At 71.2% G+C, this 22,277-nt stretch carries 26 protein-coding genes and 1 pseudogene; 11 read left to right on the top strand and 16 right to left on the bottom strand.

Translation table 11 applies throughout. From position 1 onward, the window contains the following. A partial coding sequence (locus NT132_RS08665) for a UvrD-helicase domain-containing protein (RefSeq protein WP_297787468.1) occupies nt 1-1,097 on the bottom strand: 1,097 nt, incomplete at its 3' end. Between the two features lie 136 nt (nt 1,098-1,233). Between NT132_RS08665 and NT132_RS08660 the strand changes: the two genes are divergently transcribed. Together NT132_RS08660 and NT132_RS08655 are read left to right on the top strand one after the other, a co-directional pair. Continuing rightward, entirely contained in the window at nt 1,234-1,458 is a 225-nt protein-coding gene (locus NT132_RS08660) for a DUF3107 domain-containing protein (RefSeq protein ID WP_297787466.1), read from the top strand. 7 nt (nt 1,459-1,465) lie between these two features. Beyond that, complete coding sequence (locus NT132_RS08655) at nt 1,466-1,756, top strand: hypothetical protein (protein ID WP_297787464.1); 291 nt, start codon at nt 1,466-1,468, stop codon at nt 1,754-1,756. A gap of 3 nt (nt 1,757-1,759) precedes the next feature. Here the strand turns inward: NT132_RS08655 and NT132_RS08650 are convergent, their stop codons facing one another. Further along, nucleotides 1,760-2,479: a ferritin-like fold-containing protein gene (locus NT132_RS08650; RefSeq protein ID WP_297787462.1), complete on the bottom strand. Its 720-nt coding sequence runs from the start codon at nt 2,477-2,479 to the stop codon at nt 1,760-1,762. A 139-nt stretch (nt 2,480-2,618) separates the two neighbouring features. Between NT132_RS08650 and NT132_RS08645 the strand changes: the two genes are divergently transcribed. Beyond that, nucleotides 2,619-4,067 carry a DEAD/DEAH box helicase gene (locus tag NT132_RS08645; protein ID WP_297787459.1) on the top strand — a complete coding sequence of 483 codons (1,449 nt, stop codon included), beginning with the start codon at nt 2,619-2,621 and terminating at the stop codon, nt 4,065-4,067. A 27-nt stretch (nt 4,068-4,094) separates the two neighbouring features. Here NT132_RS08645 and NT132_RS08640 read toward each other — a convergent pair whose 3' ends face one another. After that, nucleotides 4,095-4,964: a PHP domain-containing protein gene (locus tag NT132_RS08640; protein WP_297787456.1), complete on the bottom strand. Its 870-nt coding sequence runs from the start codon at nt 4,962-4,964 to the stop codon at nt 4,095-4,097. A 63-nt stretch (nt 4,965-5,027) separates the two neighbouring features. On the opposite strand from NT132_RS08640, the gene NT132_RS08635 reads away from it, so the two are divergent. Next, nucleotides 5,028-5,906 carry an endonuclease/exonuclease/phosphatase family protein gene (locus tag NT132_RS08635; protein WP_366940382.1) on the top strand — a complete coding sequence of 293 codons (879 nt, stop codon included), beginning with the start codon at nt 5,028-5,030 and terminating at the stop codon, nt 5,904-5,906. Nucleotides 5,907-6,104: 198 nt separating this feature from the next. Then, nucleotides 6,105-7,514, top strand: coding sequence for an aminopeptidase P family protein (locus tag NT132_RS08630; RefSeq protein WP_297787454.1), 1,410 nt, complete (start codon nt 6,105-6,107; stop codon nt 7,512-7,514). Nucleotides 7,515-7,518: 4 nt separating this feature from the next. On the opposite strand, the gene NT132_RS08625 is transcribed toward NT132_RS08630, so the two are convergent. Further along, on the bottom strand, nt 7,519-8,229 hold the full coding sequence (locus NT132_RS08625) for a general stress protein (protein WP_297787452.1): 711 nt from the start codon (nt 8,227-8,229) through the stop codon (nt 7,519-7,521). Between the two features lie 66 nt (nt 8,230-8,295). On the opposite strand from NT132_RS08625, the gene NT132_RS08620 reads away from it, so the two are divergent. From NT132_RS08620 to NT132_RS08610, 3 genes are read left to right on the top strand one after another with little or no spacing between them, the layout of a single operon-like run. Beyond that, complete coding sequence (locus tag NT132_RS08620) at nt 8,296-9,561, top strand: CBS domain-containing protein (protein WP_297787450.1); 1,266 nt, start codon at nt 8,296-8,298, stop codon at nt 9,559-9,561. Then, on the top strand, nt 9,561-10,160 hold the full coding sequence (locus NT132_RS08615; protein ID WP_297787448.1) for a DUF1003 domain-containing protein: 600 nt from the start codon (nt 9,561-9,563) through the stop codon (nt 10,158-10,160). The genes NT132_RS08620 and NT132_RS08615 overlap by 1 nt, the downstream gene beginning before the upstream one ends. Further along, the gene (locus tag NT132_RS08610) at nt 10,150-11,298 is read left to right on the top strand and encodes an Mrp/NBP35 family ATP-binding protein (RefSeq protein ID WP_297787445.1); all 1,149 of its coding nucleotides are present in this window, start codon (nt 10,150-10,152) and stop codon (nt 11,296-11,298) included. The genes NT132_RS08615 and NT132_RS08610 overlap by 11 nt, the downstream gene beginning before the upstream one ends. Before the next feature lie 99 nt (nt 11,299-11,397). Here the strand turns inward: NT132_RS08610 and NT132_RS08605 are convergent, their stop codons facing one another. Both NT132_RS08605 and NT132_RS08600 read right to left on the bottom strand, forming a co-directional pair. Further along, entirely contained in the window at nt 11,398-11,913 is a 516-nt protein-coding gene (locus NT132_RS08605; RefSeq protein ID WP_297787443.1) for a hypothetical protein, read from the bottom strand. 3 nt (nt 11,914-11,916) lie between these two features. Then, on the bottom strand, nt 11,917-12,297 hold the full coding sequence (locus NT132_RS08600) for a Sec-independent protein translocase TatB (protein ID WP_297787441.1): 381 nt from the start codon (nt 12,295-12,297) through the stop codon (nt 11,917-11,919). 72 nt (nt 12,298-12,369) lie between these two features. Between NT132_RS08600 and NT132_RS08595 the strand changes: the two genes are divergently transcribed. Next, nucleotides 12,370-13,008 carry a class I SAM-dependent methyltransferase gene (locus NT132_RS08595; protein WP_297787439.1) on the top strand — a complete coding sequence of 213 codons (639 nt, stop codon included), beginning with the start codon at nt 12,370-12,372 and terminating at the stop codon, nt 13,006-13,008. 69 nt (nt 13,009-13,077) lie between these two features. Here NT132_RS08595 and NT132_RS08590 read toward each other — a convergent pair whose 3' ends face one another. The 3 genes from NT132_RS08590 to dapE form a co-directional block, all read right to left on the bottom strand. After that, a complete protein-coding gene (locus NT132_RS08590; protein ID WP_189084574.1) occupies nt 13,078-13,248 on the bottom strand; it encodes a DUF3117 domain-containing protein in 171 nt (56 codons plus the stop codon). Between the two features lie 80 nt (nt 13,249-13,328). Further along, nucleotides 13,329-14,567, bottom strand: a complete 1,239-nt coding sequence (locus NT132_RS08585; RefSeq protein ID WP_297787435.1) for a mannosyltransferase family protein — start codon at nt 14,565-14,567, stop codon at nt 13,329-13,331. After that, nucleotides 14,552-15,625: a succinyl-diaminopimelate desuccinylase gene (gene dapE, locus NT132_RS08580; RefSeq protein ID WP_297787433.1), complete on the bottom strand. Its 1,074-nt coding sequence runs from the start codon at nt 15,623-15,625 to the stop codon at nt 14,552-14,554. Before dapE ends, NT132_RS08585 begins: the two co-directional genes overlap by 16 nt. 43 nt (nt 15,626-15,668) lie before the next feature. On the opposite strand from dapE, the gene dapD reads away from it, so the two are divergent. Together dapD and ppk2 are read left to right on the top strand one after the other, a co-directional pair. Then, nucleotides 15,669-16,613 (top strand): 2,3,4,5-tetrahydropyridine-2,6-dicarboxylate N-succinyltransferase, encoded by a 945-nt coding sequence (gene dapD, locus NT132_RS08575; RefSeq protein ID WP_297787431.1) that lies wholly within the window; start codon nt 15,669-15,671, stop codon nt 16,611-16,613. Between the two features lie 26 nt (nt 16,614-16,639). Next, nucleotides 16,640-17,461 (top strand): polyphosphate kinase 2, encoded by an 822-nt coding sequence (gene ppk2, locus NT132_RS08570; RefSeq protein ID WP_297787429.1) that lies wholly within the window; start codon nt 16,640-16,642, stop codon nt 17,459-17,461. Between the two features lie 29 nt (nt 17,462-17,490). On the opposite strand, the gene NT132_RS08565 is transcribed toward ppk2, so the two are convergent. The 7 genes and pseudogenes from NT132_RS08565 to NT132_RS08535 form a co-directional block, all read right to left on the bottom strand. Next, complete coding sequence (locus NT132_RS08565; protein WP_297787427.1) at nt 17,491-18,789, bottom strand: citrate synthase; 1,299 nt, start codon at nt 18,787-18,789, stop codon at nt 17,491-17,493. Between the two features lie 162 nt (nt 18,790-18,951). After that, nucleotides 18,952-20,061 (bottom strand): succinyldiaminopimelate transaminase, encoded by a 1,110-nt coding sequence (gene dapC / locus NT132_RS08560; protein ID WP_297787425.1) that lies wholly within the window; start codon nt 20,059-20,061, stop codon nt 18,952-18,954. Nucleotide 20,062: 1 nt separating this feature from the next. Then, nucleotides 20,063-20,383, bottom strand: a complete 321-nt coding sequence (fdxA, locus tag NT132_RS08555; protein ID WP_297787423.1) for a ferredoxin — start codon at nt 20,381-20,383, stop codon at nt 20,063-20,065. A 9-nt stretch (nt 20,384-20,392) separates the two neighbouring features. Beyond that, nucleotides 20,393-20,770, bottom strand: coding sequence for a DUF6113 family protein (locus NT132_RS08550; protein WP_297787421.1), 378 nt, complete (start codon nt 20,768-20,770; stop codon nt 20,393-20,395). 21 nt (nt 20,771-20,791) lie between these two features. Next, entirely contained in the window at nt 20,792-21,106 is a 315-nt protein-coding gene (locus NT132_RS08545; RefSeq protein WP_297787419.1) for an AzlD domain-containing protein, read from the bottom strand. Then, a complete protein-coding gene (locus NT132_RS08540; RefSeq protein WP_297787417.1) occupies nt 21,103-21,843 on the bottom strand; it encodes an AzlC family ABC transporter permease in 741 nt (246 codons plus the stop codon). Before NT132_RS08540 ends, NT132_RS08545 begins: the two co-directional genes overlap by 4 nt. Before the next feature lie 88 nt (nt 21,844-21,931). Then, nucleotides 21,932-22,277 (bottom strand): annotated as a pseudogene (locus NT132_RS08535) (translational GTPase TypA); the annotation flags it as partial.

The following is a 22,277-nucleotide window of genomic DNA, read 5'->3' as shown; positions in this document are numbered from 1 at the left end:
GGCACCCCGTCGTGCACGTGACGTTCCCGCAGGATCCGCGCGATCGCGTCGATCTCCTCCGCCGCGGATCGGAGGACGAGGGTGCGGACGGACCCGTCCGGGGTGACGCCGTCCGGGGCACGGCGGTGCGAGACCACGCCGGACGCGCCGATCCGGGAGACGATCCCCCGGGTGAGGTCGCGCTGGAACGGCGTGCCGCGATGCGCGCCGTCGAGCACCACCGGCTGCCCGAACCGGGTGACCATCGCGGCGAAGTTCTCCGGGCGGGCGCCGCGGAACGATCCCGAGCCGAGGTCCGGGTCGCCGGCGGCGATCACGGCGATGCCGCGTTCGTGCAGCGCGGTCAGCAGGTCGACCCCGCCCACCGTGAGCTCCTGCGCGTCGTCCACCAGCACTGCTCGAAGACCCGCCGGCAGCACGCCCGCCGCATCCGGGGTACGGAGGATGCCGGCCGCCTCACGCACGAGTCCGGCGGCATCGCGGAACGCCCCGCGCATCCGTTCCCGCACATCGGCGTAGTCGGCCGCGAACGAGGCGAGTGCCGTCCACACCGGGCGGTCCTCGGCGATCCCCCGAGCGCGGAGCTGCGCCGGGGTGAGGCCGAGCGTGGTGCATTCGGCGAGGAACACCCGCAGCTCCGCACGGAAGGCGGGAGCGGCGCGGACTGGCGCGGGCAGGGACGCGGGCCAGCGGTCGATTCCGTCGGCCTCGTCGTCGGCGTCACCCTGGAGCAGGTCGTGCAACAGCTGGTCCTCGTCGCCGCCGGTCAGCAGCTGCGGCGGCGGACCACCGCGGCGCGCTGCGTCCGCGCGCACCACGCCATAGGCGAACGAGGCGATGGAGCGCGCCAGCGGCCCGGAGGTGGCGCGACCGACCGTCAGGGCGAGGCTGTCGCGCATCGCCGTCGCGGTCGGGCGGGACGGGGTGAGCACGAGCGCAGCGTCGGCGCTGTCATACGCCCCCACCAGGGCGCGCAGGCGTGCCACCAGAGCGGTAGATTTGCCACTGCCGGGCCCGCCGACGACGACCGCGGAGGCCTCCGGCGGCAGCGCGACGACCGCCGCTTGCGCGGCGTCGAGAGCGGGTCGGGGGTCCACGTCGTGCCACGCTACCGGGCGTCGCCGACACCGCCGCCGCATGGCGCGTTCGCCCACAGCGTGCGGGCGGCCGAGGGGCACCGCCCGTACCGTAGAGTTCTGGTGGCCCCTGGAGGGACCGGAAGGAAGGCACCCCGTGGAGATCCGTATCGGCATCGCGAACACCGGCCGTGAGCTCAGCTTCGAGACCAACGACTCGGCCGAGACCGTCAAGACGTCCGTCGCCGACGCGCTGGGTTCCGGCGCACCGTTCATCACCTTCACCGACGTCAAGGGCAGCTCCTACATCGTGCCCAGCGCCACGCTGGCCTACGTCGAGCTCGGCACCGATCAGACCCGACGCGTCGGCTTCTTCGCCTGAGCGCACCGTGGATATCCTGCTCGCGTTCCTGTTCGGTGCGGCGGTGGGCGTGATCGCCCATGTCGCCCTGCCCGGGCGGGAACGCCGCGGGATGCTGCTGCTCCCCATGCTCGGCACACTCCTCGGCGGCGCCGTGTGGCTGCTGCTGACGTGGCTCGGGGTGACGACGGAGAACCCGTTGATCTGGGTGCTGTCGATCGTCGTGCCGGCGGTGGTCGTGGTTCCCACGGCCATCATCCTCGGCCGGGTCCGCGAGGCTCACGACGCGCGCGAGCGTTCCCGCCTCAAGCTGGTCTGACGGTCAGGACGACAGGCCCATCGCGGCCATCCGGTCCGCGTGACCGGCCATCAGCCGGGTGAAGACGGGTTCGACGCGCTCCACTGCCCCGGCGCCGGACGCGCGTAGCGCCGAGCGCGCCACCAGCAGGGTGTCCCCCACCAGGCGCCTGCCCCACAGCGCCAGCAGCGACGCCCATTCCGCATCCGAGGCGATCGTCTCGGCGAGGATGTCGACGACGGCCTGCCGGTCGTCGTCGGAGCGGAGGATGCGGGCGACGCGGCGGCCCGTCTCGCCGTACCCGGCAGACAGCGCCAGGTAGAAGTCGTCCAGCATGCCGGCGGTGATGTGCACCGACAGCAGCGTCTCCTGCGGTCGCACCCCGTGGGTCGCGACGCGGAACGCGTCCAGCGGTTCCCGGAACGGCAGCATGGTGAGCGTCGGGTCCTCGCCGCGGTCGCGGATGAGGCCGACGAGTTCGCGGTGCTTGAGCAGGGCCGCGCCGGCGGCACGGGAGATCGCCTCCTTGTGCGCCAGCTCCGGCGTGGTGGAGATCATCTCGCTGAGGGTCTCGAAGTATCCGAGCTGCAGATAGGCCGCTTGCCCGAGGAACGTGTCGACGTCCGGCGCGAGCTCCTCGAAGTGCACGCGCGGGGTCTGGTCCAGTTCATCGCGTGAACGCAGCCGCAGCGCCCGGACGGCGGGGCGCCCACGCCCCAGCAGTTGCTGTACCCACTCCCACACGCGGTACAGCCTACGGCTCGGGTATCGTGGAACCCGCCTCGGCATCGGACTGAGGCCACCGCGCCTGCGATCTGAGAGAGGGCGTGGACTTCCGCCGGCGGCATCTCGCCGCCCTCGACCAGACAGACAGGTTCACATCGTGCCGACCTTCGCCGATCTTGGCGTCGACCAAGACATCATCGACGCCCTCGCCGCCCGAGGGATCATCGATTCCTTCCCCATCCAGGAACAGACCATTCCGCTGTCCCTCCCCGGCCAGGACATCATCGGCCAGGCGAAGACGGGAACCGGCAAGACCTTCGGTTTCGGCATCCCCGTGGTGCAGCGTCTGGGCCTGAACCCGGAGCCGGGCGTGAAGGCCCTCATCGTGGTGCCGACCCGCGAGCTCGCGGTGCAGGTCTACGAGGACATGGACCTGCTGACCGAGAACCGGTCGACCAGCGTCGTGGCCATCTACGGCGGCAAGGCGTACGAGGGACAGATCGAGCAGCTGCAGGCCGGCGCGCAGATTGTCGTCGGCACCCCCGGCCGCCTCATCGACCTGGCCGGGCAGCGTCTGCTCGACCTGTCGAACGCGACCGAGGTAGTGCTGGACGAGGCCGACAAGATGCTCGATCTCGGGTTCCTCCCCGACATCGAGAAGATCTTCACCAAGGTCGCGCCGGTGCGCCACACGCAGCTGTTCTCGGCGACCATGCCGGGCCCGATCGTCGCGATGGCGCGGCGGTTCATGTCGAACCCGATCCACATCCGCGCCACCGATCCGGACGAGGGCCTGACGCAGGCCAACATCCGTCACCTGGTGTACCGCGCGCACTCGCTGGACAAGGACGAGATCATCGCCCGCATCCTGCAGGCCGAGGGCCGCGGCAAGACCGTCGTCTTCACCCGCACCAAGCGGGCCGCGCAGAAGCTCGTCGACGAGCTGAACGACCGGGGCTTCAACGCCGGCGCCGTGCACGGCGACATGAGCCAGGAGGCGCGCGAGCGCTCGATGGCCGGGTTCAAGGCCGGCAAGCGCGACGTGCTCATCGCCACCGATGTCGCCGCCCGCGGTATCGACGTGGACGACGTCACCCACGTCATCAACCACACCATCCCGGACGACGAGAAGACCTACCTGCACCGTGCCGGGCGCACCGGCCGCGCCGGCAAGACCGGCATCGCGGTGACCTTCGTCGACTGGGACGACATGCACAAGTGGGCGCTCATCAACCGCGCCCTCGAGTTCGGTCAGCCCGAGCCCACCGAAACCTACTCGTCGAGCCCGCACCTGTTCAGCGACCTCGACATCCCGGCGGGGACGAAGGGCCGCATCACCACGGCTCCGAAGACCGCCGCGGTGAAGACGCAGGCTCCGGCCAAGGACGGCGACCGCGCCCCGCGCACCCGCCGCCGTCGCGAGGGCACCGATGCCCCGGCGGCCGAAGCCACGACGGAGACCACGACCGCGCCCGAGCGCACCGACGGTGGCGGCACGCACGATGGCGGCGGCTCGCAGCACCAGGACGGCAAGCCCGCCGCGGCACGTCGCCGCCGGCGCCGTCGTCGCCCCGGCACGGGCAGCGCCCCGGTCACCGGAGCCTGAGCACCCGCACCCCAGACAGCGCCCTCGTCAGGATCTGACGGGGGCGCTTCCGGTTCCGCGGTCGACGATCCGCGCGACCATCTCCGGGCTCGTGGTGTTCTCGCCGGGCAGGTTCGGCTTGCCGCGACCGTGGTAATCGCTGGATCCGGTGACGATGAGGTCGTGCCGCGCGGCGATGTCGCGGAGGATCCGCTTGCCGCTCTCGGTGTTCTCGCGGTGGTCGATCTCGAACCCGGCGAGCCCCGCGGCGATGAGCTCCTCCAGCACCGGCACCGGCAGCATCCGGTCGCGCCCGGCGGGGGTGGGATGCGCGATGATCGGCACACCGCCGGCGGCGACGACGAGTCGCACCGCGGTCAGCGGATCGGGGGCGTAATGCGGCACGTAGTAGGGCTCGCGCGGGTGCAGGATGCCGTCGAACGCGGCGCTGCGGTCCGCCGCGAGGCCCCGTGCCACGAGCGCGTCGGCGATGTGCGGACGGCCGACGGTGGCCCCCACTGAGGTCTGGGCGACCACGTCGTCCCAGGTGAAGTCATAGTCGCGGCCGATGGCGGCGACGATGCGTTCCGCGCGTCCCATCCGGGCGTCCCGGATGCGGTCGGTCTCGGCCCGCAACGCTGGATCGTCCGGATCGAACAGGTAGGCGAGCAGGTGGACGCTGCGCCACTCGTGCTTGGCGGACAGCTCCATGCCGGGGATCAGGGTCATCCCGAGCGACACGGCGGCGTCCGCGGCCTCCGCCCACCCCGCGGTGGTGTCGTGGTCGGTAAGCGCGACGGTGCGGAGGCCATGACGATGCGCGGCGGCGATGACCTGCTCGGGGGGTTCGGTGCCGTCGGAGCGGACCGAGTGGAGATGGAGATCGCCGCGTCCCTCGGTGCGCGCAGTCCCGTCCACGCACCGAGCGTACCGCGGGGTGCCGTCCGCCGGATTCCCAGGAGCGCTGCCTAGTCTCGGAGGGTGCTGCGTTTGCTGGGGATCCTCGTGACGGTGCTGTTCGCGATCGCGTCGGCCGTCCTAACCTGGCCCGCGTTCTTCCGGGTCGAACGCACCCTGCCGGTGGCGCAGATCATCGCCTTCCGGACCATCGTGACCGCGGCCTTCGCGGTCCTGCTCCTCGTCCTCCTGCTGTTCGCCGTCATCCGTCCGCTGCGGAAGCTCCTGCTCGCGCTCGCGCTGGTTGCCGCCCTCGCCCTGACCGCGAACATCGTCGTGGTGCTCGACCGGGGCGTCGGCACCGCGACCCTGCCGGCGAAGACCGACGCCAGCGTCCGGGTCATGACCTGGAACACGGCGGGCGACGCCACCGCGGCAGACACCATCGCCCAGACCGCGGTCGCGATGAGCGCGGACGTGGTGAGCCTGCCGGAGACGACCATCGAGACCGGCGAACAGGTCGCGATCGCCATGCGGGAGCTCGGTCAGCCGATGTGGGCATACCACACCGAGTACGGCACCGACGGCTGGGCGGCGGATTCCACGACGCTGCTCATTTCGCCCTCGCTCGGCGACTACGCCGTGATCGCGTCGTCGCAGGACGGCTCCAGCAACACCTCGACGGTGCCGTCGGTCGTGGCGATGCCGACCTCCGGCGAGGGCCCCATCATCGTGGCCGCGCATGCGGTCGCCCCGCGGGAGGACGCCATGGCGGGGTGGCGGCACGACCTACAGTGGCTCGCCGACCAGTGCGCCGAGGACGGCGTGATCATGGCGGGTGATTTCAATGCGACGGTCGACCACATGGCGAGGCTCGGCACGGACGGCGGCGACCTCGGCCAATGCCGGGATGCGGCCGTCACCACCAGCAACGGCGCGGTGGGCACCTGGCCGACCTCGTGACCGGCGCTGGCCGGCGCACCCGTCGACCATGTGATGGCGAGTGCCGGGTGGGCCGCGACCGGCTCGGTGGTGCTCTCCTCACTCGACGGCTCGGGCGGCGACCACCGTCCGCTCGTCGTCCAGCTCGAGCGCACCTCCTAACGGCACCCCGGTGACGGTGGGACACTGGAGGGCACGACGACGAGACGGGATGACGCGATGAACGAGAACGCACACGAGGCCGAGGCGACCACGACGGAGGCCCCCGTGGTCGCGAACCGCAAGCAGCCCTTCCCGCAGGGGTTCCTCGACACGATCTCCGCCGGCTGGGCCTCCCGCCCCGACACCGCTCCCCCGGCGCGCGAGCAGGCCGCGTACGCCGCCCGCCGCCGCGCCGCCGTCTCGGCCGCGTTCCCCGGCCAGCGGCTCGTCGTCCCCGCGGGCGACCTGAAGGTGCGCAGCAACGACACCGACTACCCGTTCCGCGCCCACTCCGCGTTCGCCCACCTCACCGGCTGGGCTGCGGACGCCGAGCCCGGTGCGATGCTCGTGTTCGACCCGGTCGAGGGCGGCCACACCGTCACGCTGTACTTCCGGGAACGCGCCGACCGCACCACCCCTGAGTTCTACGCCGACGCCTCGATCGGCGAGTTCTGGATCGGCCCGCGCCCCTCCCGCGACGGTGTCGCCGCGGACCTCGGCATCGCGACGGAGCACATCGACGCCTTCCGCACCACCGCCGCCGACCGAGTCGTCGGATCGGATGCGGAGCTCGACCAGGTCGTCTCAGAGCTGCGACTGATCAAGGACGAGTACGAGATCACGCAGATGCGCCTCGCGGTCGAGGTGACCGCATCCGGATTCGACGACATCGTCGCCGATCTCGACCGGATCGTCACGCACCCGCGGGGAGAGCGCATCGTCGAGGGCGTCTTCCACCTCCGTGCCCGCAGTGACGGCAACGGCGAGGGCTACGACACGATCGCCGCCGCCGGCCCGCATGCCTGCTATCTGCACTGGACCCGCAACGACGGCGCAGTGATCCCCGGCGATCTCATGCTCATCGACGCGGGCGTCGAGGTGGACAGCCTGTACACCGCCGACATCACCCGCACCCTGCCGGTGAGCGGCACCTTCTCACCGGTGCAGCGGCGGGTGTACGAGACCGTCCGCGAGGCCGCCGACGCCGCGTTCGCCGTCGCCCGCCCCGGCGTGAAGTTCCGCGCCGTGCACGAGGCGGCCATGGCCGTCATCGCGCAGCGCACCGCCGAGTGGGGTCTGCTGCCGGTGACCGCCGAAGAGGCGCTCGACGCCGACCGGGGCGGCCAGCACCGCCGCTACATGGTCCACGGCACGAGCCACCACCTCGGCATCGATGTGCACGACTGCGCCCAGGCGCGCCGGGAGATGTACTACGACGGCGTCCTGGAACCGGGAATGGTCTTCACGATCGAGCCGGGACTGTACTTCCAGATCGACGATCTGACGGTGCCGGCGGAGTACCGCGGCATCGGCGTGCGCATCGAGGACGACATCCTCATGACCGCGGACGGACCGGTCAACCTGTCGGCCGGCATCCCCCGGACCGCCGACGACGTCGAGGCGTGGATCGCGCGGTTACGCGGCTGATCCGTCAGCGCCGCTCGGGCTCGTCGCCCTCGGGACGCACGGGCTCGGCCGGTTCCTCGGGTTCGGCCGAGTCTGCCGGGGCCGCGGGTTCCGCGGGGGCGGACGGTGCCGCGGGTTCGGCCGGCCCGCCGATCCGCTCGCCGTAGCGGGGCGGCTCCACCGGTGCGCGCTCACCGTACCGCGGCGGCTCGGCGGTGTGCGGCGCGGTCGCGGCGGGAGCTGCGGGCGACGGCGACGCGGTCGATGCGCTGCCCAGGGCGGCACGCGCCTTCGCCACACTCGCGGCGGCGACCTTCACCTCGTAGTGGTCGGCGACGACCTGCATGACGGAGGCGTAATCGCGACGGCGGCGGACCATCGCGTAGCTGATGAGGCTCAGCAGCATCCCCACGGCGATGCCGAGGAACAGGACGCCGACGAACGCCTGGATCGGCACCACGGGACTGCCGATGACGAAGATGGCCGCGAACAGCACGCCGAGGACGAGCCCGTTGAGGGCACCGGTGCGCGCGGCGGCGGCGTAGCCGAGGCGGCCGGTGACGCGTTCCACCGAACGCAGCCCCTGACCCACGATCGCGATCTCGCGTGCCGGCACGTCGGCCGCGATCAGCGCCGACACCGCCTTCTGCGCACCCTCGTACGCGGTGAAGGAGGCCACGGTCTCACCGGCCTCCGCTGACCCCGACGAGAACGGAGCGCCGCCCATCATGCTCATCCGCCTATCCTGCCACGCGTGAGGGTTCTGTCAGCCTCCCCAAGGGCCCAGGTCTACGCTGGACGGGTGAGCACACAGCGGGTCTTCGTCGCGCGCCTGGCAGGCTGCGCCGTCTTCGACCCCTCCGGCGACCGACTCGGCAAGGTCCGCGACGTCGTGGTGATCTATCGCACGAACGACTCGCCGCGGGTGGTGGGTCTGGTCGTCGAGATCCCGGGCCGCAGACACGTGTTCGTCTCCATCGGGAGGGTCACCACGATCGAGACCGGTCAGGTCATCACGACCGGCCTCATCAACGTGCGTCGGTTCCAGCAACGCGGCGGCGAGGTGCGCGTCATCGCCGAGCTCGTGGGGCGCAAGGTGACGCTCGCCGACGGCAGCGGTCAGGCCGTCATCGAAGACGTCGCCATCGAACGCGACCGCCTCGGCGAGTGGGATGTGGGGCAGCTCTTCCTCCGCAAGCCCAAGACGAGTGCCTCCCCGTTCGCGAAGGGTCCGACGACGTTCGCGCACTGGAGCGACGTGCAGGAGCGGCAGCGCCCCGGCGAGTCGCAGTCGGCCGAGCATCTGGTCGCCAGCTACGCCGATCTGAAGCCCGCCGACCTCGCGAACACGCTGCTGGATCTTCCCGATGACCGGCTCATCGAAGTGGCGGAGGAGCTCACCGACGACCGGCTCGCCGACGCGCTCGAGGAGATGCCGGAGGACGACCAGGTGCACATCCTCGACGCGCTCGGCGACGAGCGTGCCGCGGACATCCTCGACCACATGGAGCCCGACGACGCCGCGGACCTGCTGGGTCAGCTGCCGGAGGATCGGCTGGAAGAGCTCCTCGACCTGATGGAGCCCGACGAGGCGGACGACGTCCGCGCCCTGCTGCAGTACGGCCCGGAGACCGCGGGCGGCCTCATGACACCGGAACCCATCGTGCTGTCGGCCGACTCGACGGTCGCCGAGGCGCTCGCCCTCATCCGTCGCCACGAGCTGCACCCGGCCCTCGCGGCCGCGGTGTTCATCACGCTGCCCCCGTACGAGACGCCCACCGGGCGCCTGCTCGGCGTGGTCCACTTCCAGCGGATGCTGCGCTACCCGCCGCACGAGCGCCTCGGCGCGATCATCGACGACACGCTCGAGGCGGTCACCGCATCCGCCCCCGCCAGCGAGGTCGCGCGGCTCCTGGCCAGCTACAACCTGGTGTCGCTGCCCGTTGTGGACAGCGCGCATCGGCTGCTCGGCGCCGTCAGCATCGACGACGTGCTCGACTACCTGCTGCCCGAGGACTGGCGCGCCGGCGACGACTCCGTCCGTGCGACCGGACCGAGGGGGCACTGATGGCGCGGATCTCGCGGCAGCCGGCGCTCGACGCCCCGCTGAACCGCGCTGGACGCATCGGGCGCGCCGCCCCGCAGCCCTCACGCGACCGATTCGGCCGCGCCACCGAGTGGATCGCCCGTGCCATGGGCACGCCGTGGTTCCTCATCGCGCTGACGGTCTTCTGCCTTGCGTGGATCGCGTGGAACACCATGGCGCCGCAGCATCTGCGCTTCGACGCCGCGGCCAACGGCTTCACCGCACTGACGCTCATGCTGTCGCTCCAGGCGTCGTACGCCGCACCCCTCATCCTGCTGGCGCAGAACCGGCAGGACGACCGCGAGCGCGTCCAGATCGCGCAGGACCGGCAGCGGGCCGAGAGGAACCTCGCCGACACCGAGTACCTGGCCCGCGAGATCGTCGCGCTGCGGCTGGCGATGACCGATCTGTCGGGTGAGGTCGTCACCCGCGAGGGCCTGCGCGATGAACTGCGGGCGCTCGTCGAGGATCTCGACGCGCGCGCCTCCGGCGAGAGCGCCGACGAGGCCGCGGAGCGCGAAGAGCGACGACGCAAGGTCGAACGGCGCGAGCGGGCGGAACGAGACGCGCGTGAGCGCTGAGTCGGATCTCACCGACCGCGTCCGCCGGGCCGTCGGCACCGTCTCCGACCCGGAGCTGCGCCGCCCCCTCGCCGAGCTCGGCATGATCTCCGGCGTCAGCGCCACCGGCGGCGCTGTGACGGTCGAGGTGCTCCTCACCGTCGTCGGCTGTCCCGCCGCCGACCGGATCGAGCGCGACGTGCGGGATGCAGCCGCAGCCGCCGGCGGCGTGGACAGCGTGGAGGTGACACTGGGGGTAATGACGCCGAGCGAGCGGGCCGCGCTCACCGAACGGCTCCGCGGCGGCCGGGCCCGCAGCATCCCGTTCACCCCCGAGTCGCTGACCCGCGTGATCGCGGTCACGAGCGGCAAGGGCGGTGTCGGCAAGTCGTCGACGACCGCAAACCTGGCGGTCGCCCTCGCCCAGCGGGGGCTCAAGGTCGGCCTCGTCGACGCGGACGTGCACGGCTTCTCCATCCCGGGGCTCATGGGACTCGTGGACGACGCGGGCCGAACGGTCCACCCGACGCGCATCGACGACCTCATCGTGCCGCCGATCGCCTACGGCGTGAAGGTCGTCTCCATCGGGATGTTCTTGCGGGAGGGCGACGAGCGCGCCGCCGTTGCCTGGCGGGGGCCCATGCTGCACCGCACGGTCCAGCAGTTCCTCACCGACGTGTACTTCGGCGATCTGGACGTGCTGCTGCTGGATATGCCGCCCGGCACCGGCGACATCGCGATCTCGGTGGGTCAGCTGCTGCCGCACGCCGAGGTGCTCGTCGTCACCACGCCGCAGGCCGCTGCGGCGGATGTCGCGGTGCGAAGCGGCCTGGTGGCCCGGCAGACCGGCCAGCGCGTCATCGGCGTCGTCGAGAACATGGCACCGCTCACCCTGCCCGACGGCACGGTGCTGGACCTCTTCGGTTCCGGCGGCGGCGCGGCGGTCGCCGCGGGCTTGTCGACGGAGGGCGAGACGGTGCCGCTGCTCGCTTCCATCCCGCTGTCCCCCGCGCTCCGGACCGCCGGGGATGCCGGGGCCCCGGTCGTCGCCGCATCCCCCGAGGACGCCGCTGCCCGGGCGATCGACGCCCTCGCCGCGGCCCTCGTCGCCGCAGGCCGCGGTCTGGCCGGCCGGCCGCTGGGCGTCCGCCCCGCCTGACCCGCGCCGAGCCCTTCCGCCCCGACGAAGTGCGCAGAATCGCGCGAAGTTCGCACCTTTTCGGGCAAATCCTGCGAGGTTCGCGCGATTCTGCGAGGTTCAGGACGACGGCAGGCTGGCGCGTCGCTCGGCGACGGCGCGCACGCCCCGCGCGACGAGTCCGGTGACCGCCAGCCAGAGTCCGAGTAGGGCGGTCACGAGCAGATGATCCATCGCGAGGAGCGACGGCGAGAAGATGCCGAGGACGATCGCGCGTACCGCTCCTGTGACGAGCACACCCAGGTAGAAGAGTCCGGAGGCCGCGAGCCACAGCGCGTTCGCGCGCCGCAGCACCCCTCGCGCGGACCCCGTCGCGCAGATCCCACAGACCACCGCGGTCACCGCCCCAGCCACGGCACCGAGGACGAGGACGGCGGCCATCAGATCCATCGGCCATCCGAGGACGGTCTGGCACAGCGCGGCGCGGTTCCGCCCGTGCTCCCACGACCGCTGGCAGGTGATCCGCAGGCCCACCCCGACGACCAGCACAACGAAGGCACTGGCCCCGCATCCGAAGAGGAGAGCGAACCAGCCCAGGTGACGCAGCGGTGCGTCAGCGCGCGCGGGCGTCGTCACGACTCAGGTGGCCTCGGTGTCGTACGGCGGGATCTCACCGGATGCGGCGTCGAACCGTTCCGGCGGCGGTGCCATCGCGCCTGCCACGGCGGCGGCGGTCCCGGCGGCGCGGACCGTCGCGGTGGGCGGGTCGTCGAGCAGCGCCTCGCGAATGATCCGGCGCGGGTCGTACTGCCGCGGGTCGAGCTTGCGCCAATCGACGTCCTCGAAGTCCTCGCCCATCTCGTCCTGCACCCGCGACTTCGCCCCGCGCAAGAACTCCCGGGCACGGGTGGTGAAACGGGCGAGCGTCTCGGCATACTTCGGCAGGCGCTCCGGCCCGATGAGGAAGGCGGCGATCACACCGATCACCAGCAGCTTCTCGATCGTGAGGCCGAAGAACATGCTCTCAGGTTACCCGCCGCGCCTGCCCGCTCCGTCCGCGCCCGCCCCGTAGGCTGGCGACGGAGGAACCACATGAGCGCGAGCGACGCGAATGCACGATTCGCCCTCGAGGCGACCATCGAACCCGAGGCGATCACCCGTGCCCGCACGCACGCCCTGGAGCTCGGCGCCGACCCCATCAGCGCACCCGTGGGCGCGCAATGCGCGGTCATCGCCGCGGCCGCCGGTGCGCTGAACATCGTCGAAATCGGGACGGGTGCCGGTGTCTCCGGCCTGTGGCTCCTGCACGGGTCACCACGCGCCGTGCTCACCACGATCGACAAGGAACCCGAACACCTCGCCGCGGCGCGGCAGGCGTTCACCGAGGCCCGCATCCCCGCCGCGCGGGCACGCTTCATCACGGGCCGCGCGTCCGACGTGCTGCCGCGGATGAATGAGGCGTCCTACGACATCGTGCTGGTGGATGCGGATGCGGACGGTGTCATCGAATACGTCGAGCACGGCCTGCGCCTGGTGCGCCCGGGCGGCACGGTTCTCGTGCCGCGGGTCCTGGCCGGGGGCGCCGTCTCCGACCCGGTCCGCCGCGACCCGGTGACCGCCGCGTACCGCTCGCTCATCCAGGAGACGCAGGCCTCCCCCGCCGTCATCGGTGCGCTGTCCATCGTCGGCGAGGGTCTGCTGCAGCTGACGACCATCGCCGACGCCCACTGACACGGCGCATCGCACAACGAGAACGGCCGGCCCCCGCGGGGACCGGCCGTTCTCATAAAGACGGGGAACTCAGACGTTCACGACGCCACCGAGGACGTCGTACAGCTCCTTGGCCTCGGCGTCGTTGACCGAGACGACCAGGCGACCGCCGCCCTCCAGCGGTACGCGAACGATGATGAGGCGCCCTTCCTTCACGGCCTCCATCGGGCCGTCCCCGGTTCTCGGCTTCATGGCTGCCATGTGTGGCTCCTTCTCGTCGATGATCTGGCAATAAGTTTATCGTGACTGCAACCTCCGCCGCGCCACAGCTTCACAACACGTCAAGGGATCTGCCAATAGGTGTTCGCGAGGGCGTACATGTTGTAGATCCACCACCACTGCGCGACCAGGCACAGGATGAGGATCCCGCCCCTCCACCATCCGGCGCGGGGCATCGCCACGGCGCCCCAGAGCGGTGAGACCGGCAACAACAGCCGGAAGATGCTCGACTGCGGAAAGAACACCGCCAGCAGGTACAGCAGATAGCTCGCCGACCACAGCCGGAGGGGCACGCCGAGGCGTCGCACGTGCGGCTCCCACAGCAGCACCGCGGCGATCGCCGCGACCACGAGCGCGAGGACGACGTATCCGGTGACGGCGCTCGCGCCCCAGGAGGTGAACCAGAACCCGGCGGCGGTGACGAACCCCTCGAACGGGACGAACCCGCCCGAGGCATCCGGGATCCAGTTGCGTCGCCAGGCGAGCTCCGTCGCGAGATACGCGCCCGGATCCCCCGTGACGACGCCGGCGATCACCTGCCACGCGAAGCCGACGACCGCTGCCAGGAGGCCGAGCGCCACGATGTGCACGATCTCGCGCGGCGGCAGCGGCTCCACCCGCCGCCGGAACCACCGCCAGATGCCGTACAGACCGAGGAAGAGCGCGACCGCGAGCACCCCGGGGCGGGTGGCGCCCATGAGCGGGATGAGGAGGTACAACCAGCCGTAGCGGCGACGCTCCAGCCGCCACAGCGCGAGCAGCAGGCACAGCAGGAACAGGGACTCGGCGTAGCCGACCTGGAACAGGGCGGCGAGGGGACCGGCGGTGAAGAACACCACCGCCCACGTGGATGCGGACACGTCCAGCCGCATCCGTAGCATCCGGTACAACACGAGCGCGGCCAGGTATCCGGCGACGAGGGAGACGATGACCGCACCGGCGGCCCAGCCTCCGGCGAGCACGCCGACTAGCTGCGACAGGTAGGGGTACAGCGGCAGGAACGCCCAGGCGTTCTCGGCCACGAGACCCGCATCCGTGAGCGGCACCTGGGTGGGATACCCGTTGACCGCGACGAACCAGTACCAGGTGGCGTCCCACCCGACGGCGAAGTCGCCCACGGTCGCCTCCGCACCGAACCGCGACGTCGTGGTCGACAGGGAGGCGGCGTAGGCGAGGAAGGCGGTCGTGACGACCCGCGCCGCCACGTACAGGATGCCGATGCGGAGCGCTGCAGGAAGTCGCTGCCAGCGCCCGCCGACGGCCGCTGCCGTCCGGGAGGCGACGGTCAGGCCGTCAGCCACCGGCGGAGGCCCCGCTCGACGTCCTCGATCTGGCTCACGGGTACCCGCTCCTCGTCGTGGTGCGCGAGGCTCGGGTCGCCCGGGCCGTAGTTCACAGCGGGGACGCCGAGTGCGGAGAACCGCGCCACATCCGTCCAGCCGTACTTGGGACGCGGCTCGGCACCAACCGCGGCGAGGAAGTCCTGCGCGAGCGGCGCGTCGAGGCCGGGCCGGGCACCCTCTGCGCTGTCGATGACCTCGACCTCGAACCCGGCCAGCACATCGCGGACATACTCCTCTGCCTGCGCGGCGGACTTGCTCGGCGCGAAGCGGTAATTGACCTCGACCTCACACAGGTCGGGGATGACGTTCCCGGCGATGCCGCCGGAGATGCGGACGGCGTTCAGGCCCTCCCGGTATTCCAGGCCCTCCACCGCGATCGTCCGCGGGCGGTGCTCGGCGAGGCGGGCGAGGATCGGGGCGGCGGCGTGGATGGCGTTCTCCCCCACCCAGGCACGGGCGCTGTGGGCGCGCACCCCGTGGGTGCGGGCGATGACGCGCAGGTTGCCGTTGCAGCCGCCCTCCACCTGGCCGTTGGACGGTTCACCGAGGATCGCGAAGTCGCCCGCGAACAGGTCGGGACGGATGCGGGCGAGTCGCGTCAGTCCGTTCAGGTCGGCGTCGACCTCCTCGTGGTCGTACCACATCCAGGTGAGGTCCACCGTGGGGTCGGTGAGCTCGGCGGCGAGCTTCAGCTGCACCGCGACGCCCGCCTTCATGTCGACCGTGCCGCGCCCCCACAGGGAGGGCTCCCCGTCGATCTCGATGTCGCGGGTGGGGAGGTTCCGGTTGATCGGAACGGTGTCGATGTGTCCCGCGATCACGACGCGCTTGTCGCGACCGAGGTGCGTGCGGGCCACGATCGTGTCGCCGTCCCGGTACACCTCCAGGTGCGGCAGGTCGGAGATCGCGGCCATGATGGCGTCCGCCAGCGGGGTCTCCTCCCCCGACACTGACGGGATGTCGCAGAGGACCCGGGTGAGGTCGACGGAGGAGACGGACAGATCGAGCCGGGGCATTCCCCGAGTCTAGCGAGCGGCTCGGAGTCGATAGCCTGGGGGGATGAGTGAACGGTGGATCTGGGGCACGGGGCTTGCGACGAGCACGACGGACGGGACGGTGCTGGACGCCTGGTTCCCCGCCGTGACGGAGGGCCTCCCGCCCGAGGACGTCACCCCGGATGCGGCGCTGCGGGCGGCCGCGGGACCGGATGAGCGCCGCGCGGTCACCCTGACCCCGGTCACGGTCTCGATCGACCTGGATGCGGCTCCCGCATCCACCGCGGACGTGTACCTGCGCCTGCACGCCCTCTCCCACCTCGTCGTGCGCCCGAACGAGCTGAACCTCGACGGGATCTTCGCGTACTTGCCCACGGTGGCCTGGACGACGGCCGGCCCCGTCCACCCGGGCGACCTGCCGCGCCTGCGCACCGGGCTCCAGCGGGCGGGCCTGCAGGTGCAGAGTCTCGACAAGTTCCCGCGACTGACCGACTATCTCGCCCCCGCGGGCGTCCGCATCGCCGACGCGAGCCGGGTGCGCCTCGGTGCGCACCTCGCCCCGGGCACCACCGTGATGCACGAGGGCTTCGTGAACTACAACGCCGGCACGCTCGGCACCTCCATGGTCGAGGGCCGCATCTCGCAGGGCGTGGTGGTCGGCGACGGTAGCGACATCGGCGGCGGCGCCTCGATCATGGGCACCCTCTCCGGCGGCGGCACCCACCGCGTGTCGGTCGGGCGACGGAGCCTCCTCGGCGCGAACGCCGGCATCGGCATCTCGCTCGGCGACGACTGCGTGGTGGAGGCGGGGCTGTACCTGACGGCCGGCAGCAAGATCGTGCTCGCCGACGAGCCCGCGGGGGCCGACGGCGCCCGGCCGATCGTGAAGGGCGCCGAGCTCTCCGGCCGCGACGGCATTCTGTTCCGCCGCAACTCCCTCACCGGGGCGATCGAGGCTGTCCGCCGCGCGGGCGTCGGCGTCACGCTGAACGAGACGCTGCACGCCTGAGCCCCTGCGGGGCTACGCTCGCGTGCATGACGGCTCGACTGACCAAGAAGGCCTACGCCCGTGAGCTGAAGCGCCTGCAGGCGCAGCTCGTCGACATGCAGGCGTGGGTGCAGGCCACCGGCGCGCGGGTCGTCGTGATCTTCGAGGGCAGGGATGCGGCCGGCAAGGGTTCCACGATCACCCGGATCACGCAGTACCTGAATCCCCGCGTCGCGCGAGTGGTCGCGCTGCCGACGCCGAGCGAGCGGGAGCGCAGCCAGTGGTACTTCCAGCGTTACGTCGCGCATCTCCCCGCCGTGGGTGAGATCGTGCTGATGGACCGTTCGTGGTACAACCGCGCGGGCGTGGAGCGGGTCATGGGCTACTGCACCGAGGAACAGTACGAGCGGTTCCTCCGGCAGGCTCCGGTCTTCGAGCGGATGCTCGTGGAGGACGGCATCCTGCTGCTGAAGTACTGGTTCAGCGTCTCGGATGTGGAGCAGGAGCGGCGTTTCCACGACCGGGCGAACGATCCGATGCGCCGGTGGAAACTCAGCCCCAACGACGTCGAGGCCATCACCCGGTGGGAGGACTACTCCCGTGCGAAGGACGAGATGTTCCGCCGAACCGACACTCCGCTCGCACCCTGGTGGGAGGTCGACAACGATGACAAGCGGCGGGGACGGATCAACATGATCCACGACCTCCTGGAGCGAATCCCGTGGCATCCGGTTGATCGCCCGGACATCGTGATCCCGCCGCGGCCGGCACCGACCGCCTACGTGCGACCGCCCGAAGACGACCGCGACCTCGTGCCCGACTACGCCGCCACGCTGGCGGCGAAGACCGACGACACCGCGCCGAGGTAGCCGCGGCGCGGTGTGCCCGCGGCCGCGCTTTAGACCGCGCCGGGGTAGTCGCGCTGCGGCGCGCCCACGTACAGCTGCTGCGGGCGGCCGATCTTGGCCTGCGGGTCGGTGACCGACTCACGCCACTGGGCGAGCCAGCCGGGCAGGCGCCCGATCGCGAACAGCGGGGTGAACATGCGCGTGGGGAAGCCCATCGCCTTGTAGATGACGCCGGTGTAGAAGTCGACGTTCGGGTACAGGCGGCGGTCGACGAAGTAGTCGTCCTCGAGGGCGATCTCCTCGAGCTGCTTGGCGAGGTCCAGCAGCGGGTCGCTCACGCCGAGTTCGCGCAGCACCTCGTCGGCGGACTCCTTGACCAGCTTCGCGCGGGGGTCGTAGTTCTTGTAGACGCGGTGGCCGAAGCCCATGAGCTTGACCCCGTCCTCTTTGTTCTTGACCCGCTCGACGAAGCGCTTGACGCTCTCGCCGGAGTCGCGGATGCCCGCGAGCATCGTCAGCACGGCCTCGTTGGCACCGCCGTGGAGCGGACCGTAGAGCGCGTTGATGCCGGCGGAGATGGAGGAGAACTGGTTCGCGCCGGTGGAGCCCACCAGGCGCACCGTCGAGGTGGAGGCATTCTGCTCGTGGTCCTCGTGCAGGATGAGCAGTCGCTCGAGGGCCCGCGACATCACCGGGTTGACGAGGTACTCCTCGCTCAGCACACCGAAGTTCAGCTTGATGAAGTTGTCGACGAAGCTCAGCGAGTTGTCCGGGTAGAGGAACGCCTGACCGACGCTCTTCTTGTGCGCGTAGGCGGCGATGACCGGCAGCTTCGCGAGCAGGCGCACCGTGTTCAGCTCGACGTGCTCGGGGTTGTGCGGGTCCGACTCGTCCTCGTAGTAGGTGGACAGCGCCGCGGTGGCGGCCGACAGCACCGACATCGGGTGCGCGGTGTGCGGCAATGCCGAGAAGAAGTGCTTCAGGTCCTCGTGCAGCAGCGTGTGGCGACGGATGCGGTTGTCGAAGTCCTCGAGCTCGGCGGCGGAGGGCAGCTCACCGTAGATGAGCAGCCAGGCCACCTCGAGGTAGGTGGAGTTCTTCGCCAGCTGCTCGATCGGGTACCCGCGGTACCGCAGGATGCCGGCATCCCCGTCGATGAAAGTGATCGCCGACTTCGTCGCAGCGGTGTTCACGAATCCGTAGTCGAGGGCGGTGTGACCCGTCTGACGCGTCAGCGTGGCGACATCGATGCTCGGGGCGCCGTCCGTGCCGTGCAGAACGGGGAACTCGGCGGTTCGGCCTCCCACGGTGAGGGTTGCTGTCTCCTGCTGCGCGCCCGTTTCGCTCACGGCGCCTCCTTGCGTATCGATGTGTCGTCGAGGTGTGCGATCGCCGATGGGCGATACGGCACGACCCGCTCCACGTCGGCTAGACCGTGCGTGTACAGCCTATCCTTCACAAACGGCCACTCAGATCACGGGCAAGAGATACGACGATTCGCTGTCGATACCCTACGATTCGCCCCGCAGTCGAGCCGCGGCGGCACGGATGCGGTCGTCCGACGCGGTGAGTGAGAACCGCACGTGCTGGGGGTGGAAGGTGCCGTAAAAGTGGCCGGGCCCGGCCAGGATGCCGCGGTCGGCGAGCCAGCCGAGACTCTCCCAGGCGTCCTCGTCGCGCGTCGCCCAGAGGTAGAGCCCGGCCTCGCTGCCATCGATCCGGAAGCCGGCGGCTTCGACGGCGGGGAGGAGGACGTCCCGGCGGGCACGGTAGCTCTCGCGCTGTGCGGCAACGTGCGCGTCATCGCCGAGCGCGACCGCCATGGCGGCCTGCACCGGGGCCGGAACCATGAGGCCCAGGTGCTTCCGGGCGGTGAGGAGCCGTGCCACGAGTGCGGCGTCCCCGGCGAGGAACGCGGCGCGGTATCCGGCGAGGTTCGACTGCTTGCTCAGCGAGTACACCGACAGCACCCCGGTGACGTCTCCCCCGGTGACCCGCTCATCGAGGACCGACGGGATGGGGTCGGTGTCCCAGGGGGCATCCCAGCCGAGCTCGGCGTAGCATTCGTCGCCGGCGAGGACGGCGCCGAGCTCCGCCGCCCGGAGCCGGGCACGACGCAGGGCCGCCGCATCCTGTACCCGGCCGTCGGGGTTGCCGGGTGAATTGATCCACGCCAGGCGGGTGCCCTCGGGCCAGTCCTCCGGGTCGTCGGCGGCGACCGGGGTCGCCCCGACCAGACGGGCGCTGACCTCGTAGGTGGGGTAGGCGGCCCGCGGGTGCACGACGACGTCGCCGGGACCGAGACCCAGCAGCAGCGGGAGCAGCGCGACGAGCTCCTTCGAGCCGATGGTCGGCAGCACCTGATCGGGCGTCAGCCCGGTCACCCCGCGGCGGCGGGCGTACCAGTCGACGATCGCTTCGCGCAGCGGCACCGTGCCGACCGTCTGCGGGTAGGCGTGCGCATCGGTCGCGCCGCGGAGGGCGTCCGCAATGATCTGCGGGGTGGGGTCGACCGGCGAGCCGATCGAGAGGTCCACGATGCCGTCGGGGTGGGCGCGGGCGGTCGCGGCGAAGGGGGCGACGGCGTCCCAGGGGTAGTCGGCGAGGTCGTCGACGCTCATCTCACTCGCCCTGAGGCGGGAGCACGGAGATCACCGGGTGGTCCTTGTGGATCACGCCGACCTTCGCGGCACCGCCGGGCGAGCCGATGTCGTCGAAGAATTCGACGTTGGCCTTGTAGTAGTCCCGCCACTCGTCGGGCAGGTCGTCCTCGTAGTAGATCGCCTCGACGGGGCACACGGGCTCGCAGGCGCCGCAGTCGACGCATTCGTCGGGGTGGATGTACAACGACCGTTCGCCCTCATAGATGCAGTCGACGGGGCACTCGTCGATGCAGGCACGATCCTTGACATCGACGCACGGAAGAGCGATCACATACGTCACGCGTCAAGTCTAACGGGGTGCGGAGGCGGCACTGCCCAGGCGGCGCAGGTCGGGCCACGCGACCACGACCGCGGTGACGAGTGGCACCGCCGCCATCCAGATCACCGCCGCGACCTCGTGCGCCTGAGTGAACAGGATGGAGCCCCCGGGCGATGTCTGCGACAGCACGTAGGTGGCGGCGATCATGCCGAGTCCCCCGGCCAGCCCCGCCCACCGGTCGCCGGTGAGGAGCCGCATGGCGATGATGAGCGCTGCGGAGCCGATGACGGCCAGGACGAGGCCCACAGGCAGCCCGAGCCAGACGGAGGCGTGTGCGATGGCGCCCGCTGCACCGTAGACGAGCCCCACGAGCAAGGCGACAATCCACGCGCCGATCCGGTTTCCCATGCGTCCAGTCTAGAAGCGGGTCTACACGGCCCAGCCGAGGAGGCGCAGGAGTGCCGCCACCACGGCCGCGGCGACGACGACGACGAGGAACGGGGCCCGCAGCGCGAGCAGGCCACCGGCGACGAGCACGGCCGGGATGCGGGCATCGACCACGATCGCCTGGCCGTCGCCGAGGGTCTGCACCGCGACCAGCGCAGCGAGCAGCGCCACCGTCAGCAGGTCGGCGATTCGCGCCGGGCGGGGCGCCTCCAGCACCGACGGCGGGATGAGGTAGCCCACCGCCTTCAGGGCGACGCACGCGATCGCAGCCACCAGGACCGCCGTCCACAGGGTCACGGCAGGCCCTCTCGTTCCGGGATGTCGTCGGGTTCGGATGCGGCGCCGCGACCGCCCAGCCAGTTGAACCAGCCGACGATCACCGCCACGACCGCCGCGAGCAGCACCGGCAGGCCCGGCATGAGGCCAGGGGTGAGGGCGGCCGCGACGACCGCGGCCGCCGCGCCCACGGCGACGGCCTGCCGGCCACGTAGGCGCGGCCACAGCAGCGCGAGGAATGCCGCGGCGGCCGCCGCATCCAGTCCGTATGTCTTCGGGTCGCCCAGCACGTCGCCGAGAACGGCCCCGGCAAGGGTCGACAGGTTCCAGCCGATGTAGATCCCCACACCGGTGACCCAGAAGCCGATGGTGCGTGCCCGTGGCTCCCGCTGGGCGAGCGAGACCGCCGTCGACTCGTCGATCGTGAACTGCGCGGCGCCTGCGCGCCGCCAGAAACCGCGGCCGATGACCGGCGACATCCGCATGCCGTAAGCGATGTTCCGCGCCCCGAGGAGCGCGGCAGACGCGATCGCTGCGGGGGCCGCCGCCAGCCCGCCGGCGCCGATGACGCCGACGAAGGCGAACTGCGATCCGCCGGTGAACATGACGAGGCTGAGCACGCAGGTCTGCCAGACGTCCAGTCCGGAGGCGACCGCGAGCGCGCCGAACGAGACCCCGTAGGCACTGGTCGCCAGCGCGACCGCGAGTCCCTGCCGCGCGGCGGCGGAGCCGGCGGAGCGCGGCGGAACGGAACTCACACGTCCGATTCTGCCGGATGAAAAGCGAAGCGCCCGCCGACCGCGTGCGGATGCACGGGGGCCGGCGGGCGCTTCGAGGGATCGCGGGTCAGGCGTTGGCGTCCTGGCGCTTCAGGCGCGAGGCGCTCCGGCCACGGGCAGTGGCGTCGAGCTCCACCTTGCGGATGCGGGCCACCTCGGGGGTGACAGCGACGCATTCGTCGTCGCGGGCGAACTCGAGGCTCTCCTCCAGCGTGAGCAGGCGCGGCGGGGTCATCGACTCGAAGGTGTCGGAGCTCGCGGCACGCATGTTCGTGAGCTTCTTCTCCTTCGTGATGTTCACGTCCATGTCGTCGGCGCGGGAGTTCTCGCCGATGACCATGCCCTCGTAGACCTCCTGCGTGGGCTGCACGAAGAACGACATGCGCTCCTGCAGGGCGATCATCGCGAACGGG

Source organism: Microbacterium sp. (assembly GCF_026393345.1).
Classification (GTDB): Bacteria; Actinomycetota; Actinomycetes; order Actinomycetales; family Microbacteriaceae; genus Microbacterium.
This window is presented reverse-complemented; position numbering and strand designations above follow the sequence as displayed.

What these genes read in the sequence shown, in the direction of transcription:
- dapD (WP_297787431.1), top strand. Translation starts at nt 15,669, where the DNA reads ATGAGTGAACGGTGGATCTGGGGCACGGGGCTTGCGACGAGCACGACG.
- dapC (WP_297787425.1), bottom strand. Translation starts at nt 20,061, where the DNA reads ATGAGCGTCGACGACCTCGCCGACTACCCCTGGGACGCCGTCGCCCCC.
- NT132_RS08550 (WP_297787421.1), bottom strand. Translation starts at nt 20,770, where the DNA reads ATGGGAAACCGGATCGGCGCGTGGATTGTCGCCTTGCTCGTGGGGCTC.
- dapE (WP_297787433.1), bottom strand. Translation starts at nt 15,625, where the DNA reads ATGCCCCGGCTCGATCTGTCCGTCTCCTCCGTCGACCTCACCCGGGTC.
- NT132_RS08625 (WP_297787452.1), bottom strand. Translation starts at nt 8,229, where the DNA reads ATGAGCATGATGGGCGGCGCTCCGTTCTCGTCGGGGTCAGCGGAGGCC.
- NT132_RS08590 (WP_189084574.1), bottom strand. Translation starts at nt 13,248, where the DNA reads ATGGCAGCCATGAAGCCGAGAACCGGGGACGGCCCGATGGAGGCCGTG.
- NT132_RS08630 (WP_297787454.1), top strand. Translation starts at nt 6,105, where the DNA reads ATGAACGAGAACGCACACGAGGCCGAGGCGACCACGACGGAGGCCCCC.
- NT132_RS08595 (WP_297787439.1), top strand. Translation starts at nt 12,370, where the DNA reads ATGAGCGCGAGCGACGCGAATGCACGATTCGCCCTCGAGGCGACCATC.
- NT132_RS08615 (WP_297787448.1), top strand. Translation starts at nt 9,561, where the DNA reads ATGGCGCGGATCTCGCGGCAGCCGGCGCTCGACGCCCCGCTGAACCGC.
- NT132_RS08600 (WP_297787441.1), bottom strand. Translation starts at nt 12,297, where the DNA reads ATGTTCTTCGGCCTCACGATCGAGAAGCTGCTGGTGATCGGTGTGATC.
- ppk2 (WP_297787429.1), top strand. Translation starts at nt 16,640, where the DNA reads ATGACGGCTCGACTGACCAAGAAGGCCTACGCCCGTGAGCTGAAGCGC.